The sequence below is a fragment of the Hymenobacter sp. BT491 genome, from assembly GCF_014349165.1.
GTDB lineage: Bacteria > Bacteroidota > Bacteroidia > Cytophagales > Hymenobacteraceae > Hymenobacter > Hymenobacter jejuensis.
Window position 1 is genome coordinate 1,191,563 of the sequence record NZ_JACSJJ010000002.1, and the last position, 15,780, is coordinate 1,207,342.

Below are 15,780 nucleotides of genomic sequence, written 5' to 3' on the forward strand. Positions count from 1 at the left end.
TACGGGTTGGAATGAAGGGAATTTAGGAAGGGAGATTCAAAGACAAGCAAGGCTGTCGCTTACAGGAAGACCTGGGTTTGCAGCGAGATTTCGGGCCGGTAATTCACGCTGTTCACGTTGGTAAAGTCGGGCCGGGCGCGGTAGTTGAGGGTAACTTTGGCGTTGTGCCCGTCGAGCAGCAAATTGACGCCGGCATCGTAGATATTCACGCCTTTCCGCTCGCCACTGGCATCGCGCAGGCCTTCGTAGCTGCTGTGCAAATACGCCACATAAGGCTGCAAACGTGCTTTCGGGCCAAACGTCTGCTTCGGGAGCAGGAAGCCCAGCTGCAAGTACTCCGAGCTGCCCGTACCCGACTGCGGCACGGCATTGCCACGGGTCGCGACGGTACCAAACCCGGGATTTTCGGCCCCTACAAACCGCACGTAGTTTGGGCCCATGCTGAAGTTGTAATACACGCCGTACACCGTCAGGGCCGTGCGCGAGGCCGTGTCGATGGGCGCGTCGTAGAACACATCCACGCCGTACATCTTCATATCGTGCTTGCGCGTCGGGACGGCGGCAAACAGGTCGGTAGCAGCCGGAAATGTGCTGGGCACTACGCTCGTCGTGGACCGCGAATACATCGCGTCTTTGTTGTACAGGAAGCCCGCCCCAATGCTCAGTACGCGCTTGGTACCCAGGTACGTACCTTGGAAGTACGGCAGCACGCTGGCTTCGGGCTCCAGGAAATTGTAGTTGAAGTACCCCTGATATACATGCTTGGTATTCTGAGGGTTATACTGGGCAATATTGGTTCCCGTGTTCACGCCTGCCGCGGTCGTGCCCAGGTTCAGCGGGGTGCTGGCCTGGTTGGTCAGAAACGGGTCGTCGATGGCCATGCGGTAATCAAACTTGCCGATGCGTCCCTTGGCATAAATGCCAAACCAGCGCGCAAACTGGTCCGTCTGGTCGATGGTCGGGAAGTTGGTCAGCGGCAAATCCATGGTCAGGATGCTGGTCGTGCTGGCGCTGGTCAGCCGCGAAATGCCGTTGTAGTAATGCAAGCCGGCACCCAGGTTGAGGTATTTGTTGACTTTGTATTCGGTAACCGCCTCATGGATAAAGAATTGCGGTTTTTTGCCGGGGCCAGTTGTTTCGCCCGGTGCGCCGCCACTCACGGCGTTTTGGTTGTTGATCCCAAAGTGGGTATAAATCAAGAAGCGCGGGTTGAGTTGGGCCAGAATCACGAGGCGCGAGCGCCGCAGACCGAAATCGATCTGGCTGTGTTGGGGCTTGTTAGGTGCCCGTAACGTGTTGGTATTGTTCTCATTATACCGCACGTATACTTGGTGCCAAGTCATGAAGCGCAGGTACTTCGAGCCATCGGGTGATAGGTTCACCTTCATCCCGGCCCCGTAGGGCACTGGCGCGGCCGGTTTGGGAGCCGGTGGCGGAGGCGCCTGCTCGGCGGGCGGCGGATTCTGACCGGCGGGTGGCGGGGGCACCACTTGCGCCGACGCGGTGGCAGCGGCGAGCAGCGCACTGAGCGTCAATGCATAACGGGGGGTTAGCATACAGGTAGGTCGGTTGGGTGAGGAGATGGAGGAGAACAGTCCCGAGGCCACAGCAGCAGCTGTGGCTCGGCCCAACCAAGTAGAGAAATCCTGAAGGCGAAATCACGCCCTTGCTATAGTTACGCTAAACGCTATAGTTTCAGCTACCCTTGAAGCGCTCCCACCGGATCATCATGTACTTGTCGCCCAGCTCTGTTACGATCAGCCCGGCGCCTTTTAAATTCTGAGGTTGCTGAAAGAAATCAGCTAACTCCTTCTGGTTTACTATCTTATAGGTAGGATGATATTCGGTTTGGCGCGGGGCATGCATACCGTATTTTTTCACCCAGTTCATCACGCTCACGTGGCTCACACCTAGCAGCCGCTCGATTTCGCGGTAGCTGACGCCTTCCACGTAGAGTTGCAGGGCTTTGATCACGTAATAGGAGTTGATCTCCTTTCCGACCTTCGCCACCGAGAAATGATAGCCGCAGTTTTTGCACTTATAACGTTGCCTACCGCCCACCACGCCGCTTTTGGTGGCTTCCGTCGAATCGCACTTGGGGCAGGCAGGCTTAGACATTTCGAAGCAATTGGAAAGTAATCACTAAGCTATACGTATTTAGTAAAGATATAGCTATTTAGCTAAGATCAACCTTTTCAACTTCTGTACTCTGCTTTGCTATTAATCTGAAGATCAGCCGTAAGGAAGTACAGAAGGAATGCCAATGCACAGAGATCGGCCATAGCAGCAAACCATATTGCGGATAATCTTAGAACTTCGTCGTCACTAATTCACGTCCAAACTTCCTTATGCCCCACCCTGCTTTCCGCACCATTACGCCCGGCACGCTCAAAGGCGCCGAGTGGCACCAACTGCTGCTGGGTGCCGTTGCGCCGCGGCCCATCGCGTTTGTCAGCACCATTTCGGCCGAGGGCGAAGTGAACCTGAGTCCGTTCAGCTTTTTTAACGTGTTCAGCTCCAACCCGCCCACCCTCATTTTCTCGCCCGCCAACCGCGTGCGCGACAACACCCAAAAGCACACGCTCTACAACGTGCGCGAGGTGGCCGAATGCGTCATCAACATCTGTGATTACGCTTTGGTGGAGCAGATGTCGCTGGCCTCAACGGAGTATGAGCGCGGCGTAAATGAATTTGGAAAAGCGGGCCTCACGGAATTAGCGTCCGAACTGATCCGGCCGCCGCGCGTAGCCGAGTGCCCGGTGTCGTTTGAGTGCGTGGTGGAGCAGATCATCGCCATTGGCGACAGCAACGGCGGCGGCAACCTTGTGATCTGCCGCGTGGTGCAGGCCCATTACCGCGAAGATATCCTCGCCCCCGACGGCCTGAGCGTCGATCCGCACAAGCTGGATGCCGTAGCGCGCCTCGCCGGCGACTGGTATTCGCGCGTGACGCCCGAAAGCCTGTTCATCGTGCCCAAGCCCAACCGCAACAAAGGGATCGGTATCGATCAGCTGCCCGAATTCATCCGCCATAGCAACCTATTGACTGGCAACAACTTAGGCCGACTAGGCAACATTGAGCAGCAAGCCATTCCGTCAGCGGAAGCGGTAGAAGCGTTCCGGCAGGAACCACTGGTGGCATACACCTTAAATAAGTACCGGGACGATGCCGCGGAGCAACAAAAACAGCTGGTGCTGCTTGCCAAGCAGATTCTGGAAGAAGGACGACTGGAAGACGCCTGGAAAACGCTGCTGCTGGCGGCGCCCACAGTCTGACTCAGAGCTACTTGTTAGGGCAGCAGGCGATCCATTTCGAAAAGCTGCAAGGAAGTAGCTTCCCAACCGTAGCCCTGGAGAAATGCCTGCCCAGTGCCCGGCGGTAACAACGGCGGCACTACCAGGGGCTGCTCGGCGTAGTGAGTTTCCAAGGCCCGGAGTAAGCGCGTAGCCCAGCCTTGCCGGCGTACCGCTTTAGGTACCACTAGGCTCAGCAACAGCACACGTGATGCTTCGGGCCGCACCAGGGCGTAGGCATTTTGCGCCAAGTGCCAAGCCGCAACCGGAGCCGTGGCAGCGGCCAGGGTTTCGCCGGTTATCATCCAGGGCAGGTCGGAGTCGCCCTCCTGCGTGACGAGGCGTGCCACAACGAGCGGGTCAATTTCGGTGAGCTGATCAACTGAATCAGCCGATGCTGGGGTCGTTTGTTTTCTTTGAAAACCGGTAAGGATGCGCTCTTTTTGAAAGCCCAAGCGTTCGTAAAGTCGGATGGCGGGCTCGTTTACCGTGAATACTTCCAGCATCAGGCTGTGATCGTTGCGCGCAATGGCTTCATCTATAGCCGTTTGCAACATCACTTTGCCTAGCCCCAAGCCGCGGGCTTCCATGACCAAGCCCATTGCCGCTACCCGGCTCGTCCAGCCCCGCCGCGCGATATAAACCACCCCGACCAACGCCTCGCCGCAAAACCACAACCGGCTGGCGCTTGCGTCGAGGTTTTCGCCCCGAAACCGCCGCTCGAACGAAGCCGCATCGAAGTGCAGCGGCACAAAATAATTCTCAAACGAACGGTTCATGGCCTCGCTCAGCTCGGCGGATGTGCATTCCAGCACCGTTTTGGAAGTAAGCTGAGCAGCACTGAAAATGGGGTCGGACATAAACGAAATGGCTTAACCGGGTTTGGCGCTAAGAGAAACGTCTGTCATGCTAAGCATGACAGACGTAAAATATTAAACGTTAACTACTTAACAATCAATCAGTTGCGTACAGCGATCATCAGGCCCAGCTCCTTGTAGCGCATGTTGAACTTCTTGGCTATCACAGAGTTGGTGAGCGAGCCTTTGTACACGTACACACCCGAACGGAAATGCTCGTTGGTAAACAGCACCTCGTTGATGCCGCCGTGCTGGCTGATTTCCTGCAGAATGGGCGTAAAAATGTTGCTCAGCGCATTGGTCGCGGTGCGGGGCACGCGCGAGGCGATGTTGGGCACGCAATAATGAATCACGTCGTACTTGCGGTAGACGGGCTTGCTGTGGCTGGTCATTTCGCTGGTTTCGAAGCAGCCACCCTGGTCGATGCTCACGTCGATAATGACCGAACCGGGCGTCATCTGCGCCACTACGTTTTCGGGCACCATAAACGGGATGCGGCCTTCTTCGGCATTGAGCGCCCCAATTACTACGTCGGCCCGCCGAATCTGCTGGTTGAGGGCATAAGTATCCAGCGTACTCGTATACAATTGAGTACCAAGATTTTGCTTCAGACGACGCAGCTTATACAAGTGGTTGTCGAAGACCTTCACTTCGGCCCCGAGGCCCGTAGCGGCGCGTGCGGCATACTCAGCCACCGTGCCCGCCCCCAAGATGACCACCTGCGACGGCGGCACGCCCGTAATTCCGCCCAAAATGACGCCTTTGCCTTCGTTGGAGCGCGCCAGGTATTCGGCCGCGATCAGCATCACCGTCGAGCCCGCGATTTCGCTCATGGCCCGCACCACCGGCCGCGCCCCGGATGGGTCTTTGATCAGCTCAAACGAGATGGCATTGACCTTTTTGCGCAAAATGGCCGTGATGTAGTCCGACGTGAGCGAGCCGAATTGCAGGGCCGAAATCAGGGTTTGGCCGGCGCGCAGGTGCTCAATTTCGTCGTGCGTGGGCGGGGCTACTTTCAGGATGAGGTCGGCCTCGTACACCTCCTTTTGCGAGTAGGCGATGTTGGCGCCGGCCTCGGAGTAGTCGTGGTCGGAATATTTGCTGGGCTCGCCGGCACCGCTTTCCATTACCACTTCGTGGCCTTCTTCCACGAGGTGCTTCACGGCTTCGGGAGTCAGGCACAGGCGGTTTTCCTGAAGCGAGGTCTCGCGCGGCAGCCCGATAAACAGCTTTCGCCGTCGCGTTTCCACGGCCAACATAGACTCTTGCGTGTAAAACGCGCGGCTCGTGGCCAGCGACTCAAATCCTGGGGGTACTGCTTCAGGCATTTCGGCGAGTAGAAATTATGAACTAAAACCTATGAACAAGCTATGCACCAACTGTTTGATTACCAATCTCTTACAAGAAGGCACTTCCAAGCTGATTTCGGGCTTTCAATCCATAACTTTTAATTGAAGTATCCGCGACTCTGGTCCAGTAACGGTCAGCGTGACAAGCAGTCGGGAAGGTGGCAAGAGTGCCTCAACCCGACTAGGCCATTCTATTAGGCAAAGATAGCCAGAATCGAAGTACTCTTGTGCGCCTATTCCTACGGCTTCTTCGACACGGTCGATGCGGTAGAAATCGAAGTGATAAACGGGCTGATTGCCGGCGTCGCGGTATTCGTTGACGAGCGAAAAAGTGGGGCTGCTCACGTCGTCCTTCACACCCAAACTGTGGCACAACGCCTTGATGAAGGTGGTTTTGCCGGCCCCCATTTCGCCTTCAAACAGCACCACGGTGTGGCCGCCTAAGGCCGTTTTGAGTTGATCGGCTGCCGCGGGCACGTCGGCAAGCGCGGGAATCTTAATTTCGGTAACTGGCATTTGAATGTCGTTTCTCCGATGCAAGTTTACTATTCTGCGCCGCAAGCCGCGCCATTTTCGGTGGTGGTTGGTTTTGTTGCCGCATCTTGTTTTCCCTCATAGCCTCGCCCCATGACCCCAAAGCACCTCTGCTTTCTGCTGCTTTTTCCTTTTCTGGCGTGCTCCAAACTGCCTTCGGCCAGCCGCGAGGCCAGCACGAAAGCGGCCGCCTCCGTCTATTACCCGCCGAAGGGCGACTCCTGGCAACACAAAAAGCCCGAGCAAGCAGGCCTCGACCCCGCCGTGCTGCAACAAGCCGTGGAGTGGGCTAAAACGCAGGAAACCAGCCAAATGACTCCAAATTTCTCGACCCAGGAAGAGATCTTCGGCACGCTGATTGGGCCCATGCCCGCCAGCCACGCCCCGACCAACGGCTTGGTGCTGCGCCACGGCTACATCGTGGCCGAATGGGGCGATACGAAAGCCGTCGACCCCACGTATAGCGTGGCCAAAAGCGTGCTTTCAACGATTTTGGGGATCACCATTGAGCGCGGCACAATCAAAGACATTCACGATCCCGTGGCCCAGTACATCCACGACGGCGGCTACGATTCGGAGCGCAACCGCAAGGTGACGTGGGAATACCACGCCCGCCAAACCAGCGAGTGGGAAGGCGAAATGTGGGGCAAAAAGTCTGATTTTATCGGGCACGAAGCTTTTGGCAAGGGCGAACGCAAGCCCCGCGAGCTTCAGGAGCCCGGCACGTATTTCGAGTACAACGACGTGCGTATCAACCGCTTATCGCTTTCACTCCTGGAGCTTTGGAAAAATCCGCTGCCGCAGGTATTCAAGCAGGAAATCATGGACCCGATTGGCGCATCCGACACGTGGCAGTATCTGCCCTACCGCAACTCTACCGTTATGATCGACGGCGAGCCCATGCCTTCGGTGAGCGGCGGCACGCGCTGGGGCGGCGGACTCTGGATCAGCGCCCAGGACGAGGCCCGCTTTGGCTACCTGTTCCTGCGCCAGGGCCAGTGGAAAGGCAAACAAATCGTTTCTGCCAATTGGGTAAAGCAAGCCACCACGCCCGGCCCGGTCGGCCCGGACTATGGCTATTTGTGGTGGCTCAATACCACTAAAAAAGCTTGGCCCGACGCTCCGGCCACCAGTTTTGCCGCGTTAGGCGCTGGTTCCAACACCATCTGGGTCGATCCGGAGCACGACATCGTCATTGTGTGGCGCTGGCACAACGGCAGCCCCAATGAGCTGATCAAGCGCGTGTTAGCAGCCGTAAAACCGGAATAACAGTCTATCTCACAACCTGCTCATCACTTATCAGTTACAGAAAGCTATAAGTACAGCAATCACGCACTGCATCCTATATAACCTCTTATCCCTGAATCACTTATCTTTTCGGGATGCCAGCAGCCAGCAGCCGCCTGCCAGCAAAGCCAGAGCCGCACCGATTACCGCTGCTTTGGGGAAAGCCGCCGTATCGGTACTTGCTGCTTTCTGGGCAATGGATGCATCGCTAAATTCTTGCCTTCCGGTGACGGCCAGAATCAGGCGGACGGCTTCGGCGGGCTGATCCCACTGTGGGAAATGGCCGCAGTTATCGAACCAATAGAGGCGCGCATCGGGAAATTTCGCCAGCGCTAACTCCGCTTGACGGGGCAGGCACACCCGATCCTGACGGCCCCAACCGATCACCAACGGCTCGGAAATACTGCCTTTGGGAGCCGGCTTTTGCACTTCGCCGTGCGCCAGCTGATCGAGTAGTTCGTCGAAAACAGGTGTATGGGCGAAGGTATGCATCTCGTCGATGGCTTGCTTCGAATCAACAGCCCAGGGCTTCGCCGAAAATTGCGGCAATAATATCGTCCGCCCCACTGCCGAGCCTGCCAACGCGGGCATAACAGGTTGTAATGCCCGCACCAATTTCACCGAAACCGCTACCGAGTGGTAGAAGAACGGGATTTCCCAACCCTGCCAAAAGCCCCCGGGGTCCAGCGAAACGACGGCGCCCAGCACGCCGCCCCGCCGGGCCAGTTCCAGCACCAGCCGCGCGCCCATTGAGCTGCCCACGGCATCGATGCCCAGCAGATTGTGCTGACCGAGAAAGTCTGTGAGGGCATCGGCGAAGGTGCCAATAGAGTTTTCACCTACTAGTTTGGGGGTTTCCCCATGACCTGGCAAATCGACAGCAACTACCTCTCGCTCAGCTGCTAAGGCATCCATAAGGGTGTTCCAAGAACGCCAGCTGCCCCCAATGCCGTGTACCAACAACAGGGGTTTGCCGGTGCCGCGCCGGATGAAATGCATGTCCATAAAGGGAGGAAGTTGTGGGCTCAGCCGAGCCCGGGTTAATCCTGTAGCCATACGCACCCGGCACCATTTAGATTACGTTCGGCCCACATATACTCACAGATCGTGTATGAGCTCATCAGCTGCTCACCTTTTCAAAGGGCATCGAGTAGCACGCTCCATCGTAAGGGCGGAATAAAAACAAGAATTAAATCGTTCGTCAACTTATTATTAATCAGCATATTATAAAATTACTGAATCATTTTCTCTGCTATTAGGCAACTTGCATGATATATCATGCATCTATTAGATAGTTCGTTTTTTACTTGCCATGCTCAACAACGTCCTTTTCTATTCGCTCGACAAAGCCATCCGGCGCTACCGCAAGTTTGCGCAGGCCAACATCGACCGGGCTGGCCTCAACATCACCATTGATCAATGGCTGGTGCTGCGGGTGTTGCTGGAGGACGATACCCTCACCCAGACGGAAATCGCCGACCGCGTTTTCAAAGATCAGGCGTCGGTGGCCCGCATTATTGCGCTACTCATCAAGCGCGGGTTGTTGGTCACGGAAGCCCTGCCCCACGACGGCCGTCGGACCCAGCTGCGGGTGACCCTCGCGGGCCAGCAAATGCTCGACACAGTGCAGCCCATCGTATTGGACAACCGCCAAACGGCTCTTCAGGGCATTTCTGAAGATGAATTGACGCTGCTTCGCCAAGTGCTCGAACGCATTGCCGCCAACTGCTCCCCTGCTCGCCAGCCCCCGAAGTCAGAAATTTTGTCGAAAACTAACTAGCTTTTCTTGTATATACGAAATCTTTCGTATGTTTGTCTACGAATACATTCGTAGATCATTAGTGTAGCCGCCCGCGCCTGCTTCCGGGCCCGAAGCCGGAACGAGCCGCTACCCCGAAGGCCTGCGTCGTCTTAGTCCCGCAGGCCCTCAAAACCAGGTCATTTCTACTCGATCCGCCCCTTGCTTTTGGGCCGGGCTGGCACCGCTTTGCCCTTTCCTTCCTGACTTACTTCCTGACTCTTTCCGAAACCCGCACCCCTCCTCAACGGCTATGAAATCTGCTACTTACGTATACTCGTTCCGGCTTCCTCAACTCTCCTTGTTGCTTCTGCTAAGTGCAGCAGGCTTGGGCTTGGGCTCGGCCCAGGCGCAAGCCCCAACCAGCGTGACGGGCGCCGTCCAGACGGCGGCGGGCGCACCCATTGAATATGCCACCGTCACTTTGCACCGGGCCGCCGACTCGACGGTTGTAAAAACCGAGTTTAGCGACGATAAAGGCGCTTTTCGGCTGGATCAGCCCGCGGGTGGGCGGTACTTAATCTCGGCTTCGCAGGTGGGCTTTGTGCGGCGTTGGAGCGCGCCGTTTGAGCTGGCCCCCGGCGGGGTCACGCTGGAAGCCCTCACGCTGTCCGCCAGTGGGGCTACGCAGTTGAAGGAAGTGACGGTGGTGGGCCAAAAGCCCCTGTTCGAGCACCAGACCGACCGCACCGTCGTCAACGTGGCCGGCTCCACGCTGGCCGCCGGCAACACCACGCTCGACGTGCTGGCCCGGGCCCCGGGCGTGACCGTGGACGGCAACGACAACCTGGCCCTGCGCGGCAAACAAGGCCTACTCGTGCTCATCGACGGCAAGCGCCAGCCGATGAGCGGCAGCGAGCTGGCCGAGTACCTGCGGGCCTTGCCGGCCGAGCAGCTGCAAAGCATCGAGCTGATCACCAACCCGCCGGCCAAGTACGACGCGCAGGGCGGGGCCGGCATCATTGCCATCAACCTGAAGAAGGACCAGCGCCAGGGCACCAACGGCAGCGCCAACGCCGCCTACGGCCGCGGCCAATACGGCAAGTTTACCGGCGGCCTCGCGCTCAACCACCGCCACCAAAAACTCAACCTCTTCGCGTCTTATAACTACACCAATCGCAATGGATACGGCAAGCTGAACATTCACCGCGACTTCTACGAAAACACGGATAGCCGGCGCACTTTGGTTGGCAGCAGCGATCAAGCCAACAAGATGCTCAGCGGCAACCGATCGCACAGCTGGAAAGTTGGGGCAGACTATTCGCTCTCCAAAAACACCGACTTGGGCGTGGTAGTCAATGGCCTCGAAAACCGCGGGCCCCGCATGCCTACGACCAATGCCACGAGCCTTTTTGACCAAAACGGCCAACTACTCGATACGTATGTGGCGCTGGGCAACCGTAGCTTTCACGCCCCCAGCCTGGCTGGCAATGTCAACTTCAAGCACACCTTCCCGGCCGATTCGAGCGGGTCCCGTGAGCTGACCGCCGACGCTGACTACGCCCACTACAACACCGACCGCCTTCAAGATCTGACGACCAGCTTTGGCTTGTCGGGCCGATCGCAGGTCCGCAACGACGGCGATCAGTCGGGCCAGCTGACCATTCAATCGGCCAAGGCGGACTACGTGCATCCCCTCAGCAAAGACGCCCGCTTCGAGGCCGGCCTGAAGGCCAGCCGCGTCCACTCCGACAACGACGTGCTGTTTGAAATAACGGAAAACGGCGTGCGCAGCGTGGATGCTAACCGAACCAACCGCTTCAAATACAACGAGGACATTCGGGCGGCTTACGTCAACTTCAACCAGACCATTGCCAAACTAAACGTACAGCTTGGGCTGCGGGGCGAACAAACCAAAGCTACTGGGCAGCAAGTTGTTGGCAACCAAAGCTTTAATCGTAACTATTTTCAGCTTTTCCCAAGTGCGGCTCTCAAGCAAACCCTTAGCGATAAGCACGAAGTATCGCTGTCCTTGAGCCGGCGCATCGACCGGCCTTCTTATGGGCAGCTCAACCCCTTCCGCATCATCATCGACCCGACTACCTCCGGCGCCGGCAACCCGTACCTACGCCCGCAGACGAGCTATAACTTCGAGCTGACCCACACTTACAAGCAAAAATTCAGCACCGGCCTGAGCTACAGCATCACCAGCAACCCCATCATTCAGGTAGTTCAACCCGAATCGGGGCGTAACGTGGTGTCTACCAGCGTTAACCTGGGCAAGCAGTATTATTATGCCCTGACGCTGACGGCGCCCGTCGAGCTTGCCAAGTGGTGGAGCGTTTACAACAACGGTGTGTTCTACTACAGCCGCTTCGTGGGCCACCTGGCCGGCACGGCCCTGGACAAAGGCCGCCCGGCCTTCAACCTGAGCAGCACCAGCACCTTGACCTTCGGCCAGGGCTGGTCGGCCGAACTCAACGGCCGCTACCAGTCGCGCGAGCAGTACGGCTTCCTCGACGTGCGGCCCAACGGGCAGGTAGGCCTTGGGTTGCAGAAATCGGTGTTGGAACGCAAAGGCACGCTCAAGCTCAACGCCACCGATATTTTCTTCACCGGCAAAGTCCGCGCTACCTCGGCCTACGACAATTACGTGGAGCACTTCTACCAGCGCGGCGATTTCCGGGTGGTCACGCTTTCGTTCAGCTACCGCTTCGGCAACGACAAAGTAGCCCCGACCCGCAAGCGCACTGGCGGCGCCGAAGATGAGAAGCGTCGCGCCAGTGGTTCATAAACACTTCTTAATCAAGTATTTATAAAACATAAAAAAAGCGCGCCATTTCTAAGTGGCGCGCCTTTTTGACACTGATTCAGGAGGTGACTAATAGTTAAATAAGAAACACAAAATATTGACAATCAATTATTTATATCATAAGATTTCATTTCGTGGAATTGTCCGCGTATTCCCGCAAGTCAAAGAGGCGGGCTGCGACCCCTACCCGCACGAATTCATCCTTTTGAGGAGTAGTGAGCGCGAGTTTATCCCGGATTTTATCTCCGACGCGGACGTGCCCTTCATAGAACCAGGCCGGATCGCCTTCGATATCGCCCTGCCCGCCTACCATGTCGTTGTACAGAAGCCACACACGGTGCTTGCCTGCTACGGCCTTCACCTCGTCGGTCGTTTTGCCGACATACTCCTCCATATTCTTCGACTGTGGGCGCAAGTCATGGCCCACGATGGCGTGATAGCGCAGCGAATTCAGCAGGTAAGCCTCCTTATAGTATCGGTAGGGCGCATCGTGGTTCCAATACAAATACACGACATCGCCAGGCTGAAAATGCTGCTCCACGTACTGAAACGCCTCCCGGAAATAAGTTTTTCGAAGCCCGATAAACTGCGTTGTATCAGCGACTTGGCTCACTGACGTAACCAAGGGCGGCGCCAGCAGCAAAGCCGGCAGCACAACGCGGGGCAACGTCGTAAAATAGTAGGCGGCTTCTTCGGCTCCCCGCGCCACCAGCAGCAGCACGAAAGGCGCCAGAAAGACCAGCAGCCGCTCGTGAAAGGGGTAGCGCTCGAGGCCGGAAGCTGCCAGCGCCAGCAAGAACGGAAACACCAGTACCAGCAAAAACTTCTTGTCTTTGCGGTAAAACGAGACCAGCCCCAGCAGGGCAGCTCCTATGGGTACGACGCGCAGCAACAGGCGAGGCAAGTTGCTCCCCAGCACACTGTGCGTTACTAGTAGGCCCAAGGGATAGTCGAGCAGCAGGTAAAGCTGGATCAAAATCCACTTGAAATCGGCCAGTGAGGTGGGCGGCAGCGGCATGAAGGCATCGCGGTAGCGGTACCAGATGATTAGCCACCCCGACTCAGTTCGTTTGCCTGTAAACAGGAGGTAGCTCAGGCCAAAGCTCACCAGCCACATTCCGAACGGAATCAGTGACCGCCAGAAGCGCGTTCCTTGCTTGGTCAGGAGGTAATACAGGGAGACCCCGGCGGCCATTCCTGCCACAATAAAAACGGCGGGAAAAGAAAACCACACTAGCACTGCCCCCCACAACCCCCATTGAATCAATGACTTAGTATCATTTTTGTCGTGGTAGCGGGTGTAGAGGAACAGGTAAATAATGGTTACGAGCAGATCCAGGCCATACGGCTTTGCTTCCACGCCATGATAGATCAGGTACGGTGCCAAGGCCAGCATCCCGAGGGCAACGGCTGCGCCAACGGGCCGCAAAAAATACCGCGCCACGGGCACAAACAGCAGCAGCGAGGCGATGCCGGCCAGCAGCGGAAAAAACCGCAGCGCCATCTCGCCCTTCCCAATGACTAGTACCGCCAACCGGAGCAGCCACAAAAACCCCAGCGGTGCTTTCTGATCAAATTCGAGGGGCTGGGTTGCGAGTTCCCCAAACCCCATGCGAATCAGGCTGTTGGCCTGGTAAGCCTCATCCATAAACAACGATCGGTTGTCGAAGTAATGAAAGAGCCGAACGGCCACGCCCAGCGCGACAAACGCCCAGGTAAGGTAGGTCCAGCTAACTCGCACTTTGTGCGCACGCGCGGGAGCAGAGGCCTGATCCGGCTCCGCAAATACTGCTTCAATCGACATGCGTTCTATCTGTTGAAATAACGAAAACACGGGGGCTGTTGAGTGACTCACCCCCGACCATCCTCAGGGTAGACAAGCCACACAAAAGGGCTTTTGTGCTGCTGCCGATTACCGAACTTATACTACCAATCGAATGCGATGCTGTGGCGGGACAGTATTTGATAATTTAGCTCACAGCGCTGCTTTCCTCTGGAGTTTGCGTCCGAATCACAGCGAACTAACTTAGCTTAGTTGAAGCAAGGTGTAAAACAATACGGAATTTAAAAAGCATTAATGCACAACAAATAGTTGGAATAATGTAATTCGTGAGTACATTTGAAAAACTTGCCTTGCCTTTAAATTATATTTTTTAGTAATATAACAAGGATGAGCTACAGCGGGAAGATAGTGTGGAACAAGGTGAAGATGGTCGTTTTTGATGTTGACGGTACCCTGTACGAGCAGTCGAAGCTGCGCAAAAAAATGCTCTTTGCGCTGCTGGGCTACTACGCGCTACGGCCGTGGCGGCTCGGTGAGATGCGGCTGTTGCAACGCTTCCGACGCGAGCGGGAAAAGCACCCTGCCTACGCAGGCCCTGATTTAGAAAATGCCCAATACGCCTGGTGCGCCGAGGGCACTAGCTACCCGGTTGCCAAAATTAAGCGGGTCGTTCAGCAGTGGATTTTCGATTACCCAAATCAATATCTGTCGGACTGCACCTACCCCGGCACCAAAGAGTTCTTTAACGCCCTCAGAGTCAACCACATCAAAATCGGTATCTATTCCGATTACAAAGCCCACGACAAGCTGCGGGCCATGGGCCTGCAAGCCGATGCGGTAGTGGCCTCGACCGACCCGGAAATAGACCGCCTCAAGCCCGACCCGAAAGGGCTACTGTATCTGGCTGACCTGCTGCGGGTTGCGCCGGAAGAATGCCTGTTTATCGGCGACCGGCCCGAGCTTGACGGCGCATGCGCCGAGCGCGCCAACATGCCCTACCTGATTGTCGAGAAACAGCCCTTCACTTCCTTCAACTTTTACGATAACCTGACGAAGCTACTTACCACCGATCTTAAACCAACTACAACTACCTATGAATCAGACATCTATGCTTCCTAATGCAGAAACTAACGAGCAGGAGGCTGCCTTGATTCCGGCGGGGCTGAAAGACTATATCGCCATCGCCCGCCCCGACAACTGGGCCAAAAACGTATTTATGGTGCCGGGCATGCTGTTTGCCCTGATCGTGTACCGCACTTCCTTCGACGCCGCGCTGCTGTCGAAGATGATCATGGGTGTGGTGAGCACCTGCCTGGTAGCCTCGGCCAACTACGTGATCAACGAATACCTCGACGCCGAGTTCGATAAGTTTCATCCGCTCAAGAAGAAGCGCACGTCGGTGGTGCGGGTCGTCAATCCGGTGCTGGTGTACACGGAGTGGTTTCTGCTGGCCGCTGTGGGGTTTTTGCTGGCCTATCAGATCAGCATTCAGTTTCTGCTCGTGTCGGCGTTTCTGCTGTTCATGGGCGTGATGTACAACGTGCGCCCGTTCCGGACCAAGGAGCGCGTGTACATCGACGTGCTTTCGGAGTCGGTGAATAACCCCATCCGGTTCGCGCTGGGCTGGTTTACGGTCGCCCCGGCCCTGTCGGTGGCCAATCTCGACGGCATCGGCCTCTTCAACAGCCTGCCGCCCACCAGCATCATTGTGGCCTATTGGATGGGCGGTGCCTACCTGATGGCCACCAAGCGCTTCGCCGAATACCGTCTCATCGACAACCCCGAGCTAGCTGGGCTGTACCGTCGCTCGTTTAAGTACTACACCGAGCATAGCCTCCTGATTTCCATGTTTTTCTATGCGCTCACGTCGGCGTTTTTCCTGGGTATTTTCCTGGTCAAAAACCGCATTGAGCTGCTGATCAGCTTTCCCTTCTTCGCGTTGCTGTTTTCGTGGTACCTGCGGATCGGGCTGCTCAAAAATTCGCCTGTGCAGGGTTCCGAAAAACTCTACACGCGCAAGTGGTTTATGCTCTACGTCGTGTTGTTCTGCCTGCTGCTCGTCACCCTGATGTTCGTGGATATACCGGGTTTGCACTGGCTATTAAGGCATTCTTACTGAGTAACTTA

At 56.5% G+C, this 15,780-nt stretch carries 13 protein-coding genes; 6 read left to right on the top strand and 7 right to left on the bottom strand.

Features of this window, described 5'->3' with window-relative positions; genetic code table 11:
• Positions 1 to 59 precede the first annotated feature (59 nt).
• Positions 60 to 1,556 (bottom strand): hypothetical protein, encoded by a 1,497-nt coding sequence (locus H9I52_RS10805; protein ID WP_262386010.1) that lies wholly within the window; start codon positions 1,554 to 1,556, stop codon positions 60 to 62.
• Positions 1,557 to 1,695: 139 nt separating this feature from the next.
• Positions 1,696 to 2,118, bottom strand: a complete 423-nt coding sequence (locus H9I52_RS10810; protein ID WP_139517423.1) for a terminase gpP N-terminus-related DNA-binding protein — start codon at positions 2,116 to 2,118, stop codon at positions 1,696 to 1,698.
• Between the two features lie 230 nt (positions 2,119 to 2,348).
• Between H9I52_RS10810 and H9I52_RS10815 the strand changes: the two genes are divergently transcribed.
• Positions 2,349 to 3,275: a flavin reductase family protein gene (locus tag H9I52_RS10815; RefSeq protein ID WP_187453850.1), complete on the top strand. Its 927-nt coding sequence runs from the start codon at positions 2,349 to 2,351 to the stop codon at positions 3,273 to 3,275.
• A 14-nt stretch (positions 3,276 to 3,289) separates the two neighbouring features.
• On the opposite strand, the gene H9I52_RS10820 is transcribed toward H9I52_RS10815, so the two are convergent.
• The 3 genes from H9I52_RS10820 to tsaE form a co-directional block, all read right to left on the bottom strand.
• Positions 3,290 to 4,153, bottom strand: coding sequence for a GNAT family N-acetyltransferase (locus tag H9I52_RS10820; protein ID WP_187453851.1), 864 nt, complete (start codon positions 4,151 to 4,153; stop codon positions 3,290 to 3,292).
• A gap of 98 nt (positions 4,154 to 4,251) precedes the next feature.
• A complete protein-coding gene (locus H9I52_RS10825) occupies positions 4,252 to 5,478 on the bottom strand; it encodes an alanine dehydrogenase (protein ID WP_139517426.1) in 1,227 nt (408 codons plus the stop codon).
• A 105-nt stretch (positions 5,479 to 5,583) separates the two neighbouring features.
• Positions 5,584 to 6,015, bottom strand: coding sequence for a tRNA (adenosine(37)-N6)-threonylcarbamoyltransferase complex ATPase subunit type 1 TsaE (gene tsaE, locus H9I52_RS10830; RefSeq protein ID WP_187453852.1), 432 nt, complete (start codon positions 6,013 to 6,015; stop codon positions 5,584 to 5,586).
• A gap of 111 nt (positions 6,016 to 6,126) precedes the next feature.
• On the opposite strand from tsaE, the gene H9I52_RS10835 reads away from it, so the two are divergent.
• Positions 6,127 to 7,302 carry a serine hydrolase domain-containing protein gene (locus H9I52_RS10835; RefSeq protein WP_187453853.1) on the top strand — a complete coding sequence of 392 codons (1,176 nt, stop codon included), beginning with the start codon at positions 6,127 to 6,129 and terminating at the stop codon, positions 7,300 to 7,302.
• Positions 7,303 to 7,398: 96 nt separating this feature from the next.
• On the opposite strand, the gene H9I52_RS10840 is transcribed toward H9I52_RS10835, so the two are convergent.
• Positions 7,399 to 8,325 carry an alpha/beta fold hydrolase gene (locus H9I52_RS10840; protein WP_187453854.1) on the bottom strand — a complete coding sequence of 309 codons (927 nt, stop codon included), beginning with the start codon at positions 8,323 to 8,325 and terminating at the stop codon, positions 7,399 to 7,401.
• A 307-nt stretch (positions 8,326 to 8,632) separates the two neighbouring features.
• Between H9I52_RS10840 and H9I52_RS10845 the strand changes: the two genes are divergently transcribed.
• Positions 8,633 to 9,100: a MarR family winged helix-turn-helix transcriptional regulator gene (locus H9I52_RS10845; RefSeq protein ID WP_187453855.1), complete on the top strand. Its 468-nt coding sequence runs from the start codon at positions 8,633 to 8,635 to the stop codon at positions 9,098 to 9,100.
• Between the two features lie 271 nt (positions 9,101 to 9,371).
• Positions 9,372 to 11,852, top strand: a complete 2,481-nt coding sequence (locus H9I52_RS10850) for an outer membrane beta-barrel protein (protein ID WP_187453856.1) — start codon at positions 9,372 to 9,374, stop codon at positions 11,850 to 11,852.
• Positions 11,853 to 11,997: 145 nt separating this feature from the next.
• On the opposite strand, the gene H9I52_RS10855 is transcribed toward H9I52_RS10850, so the two are convergent.
• On the bottom strand, positions 11,998 to 13,674 hold the full coding sequence (locus H9I52_RS10855) for an ArnT family glycosyltransferase (RefSeq protein ID WP_187453857.1): 1,677 nt from the start codon (positions 13,672 to 13,674) through the stop codon (positions 11,998 to 12,000).
• A 366-nt stretch (positions 13,675 to 14,040) separates the two neighbouring features.
• Here H9I52_RS10855 and H9I52_RS10860 point away from each other — a divergent pair, with 366 nt between their 5' ends.
• Both H9I52_RS10860 and H9I52_RS10865 read left to right on the top strand, forming a co-directional pair.
• On the top strand, positions 14,041 to 14,772 hold the full coding sequence (locus tag H9I52_RS10860; RefSeq protein WP_187453858.1) for an HAD family hydrolase: 732 nt from the start codon (positions 14,041 to 14,043) through the stop codon (positions 14,770 to 14,772).
• Positions 14,747 to 15,772: a UbiA family prenyltransferase gene (locus H9I52_RS10865; protein WP_262386011.1), complete on the top strand. Its 1,026-nt coding sequence runs from the start codon at positions 14,747 to 14,749 to the stop codon at positions 15,770 to 15,772. The genes H9I52_RS10860 and H9I52_RS10865 overlap by 26 nt, the downstream gene beginning before the upstream one ends.
• The last annotated feature ends 8 nt before the right edge of the window (positions 15,773 to 15,780 follow it).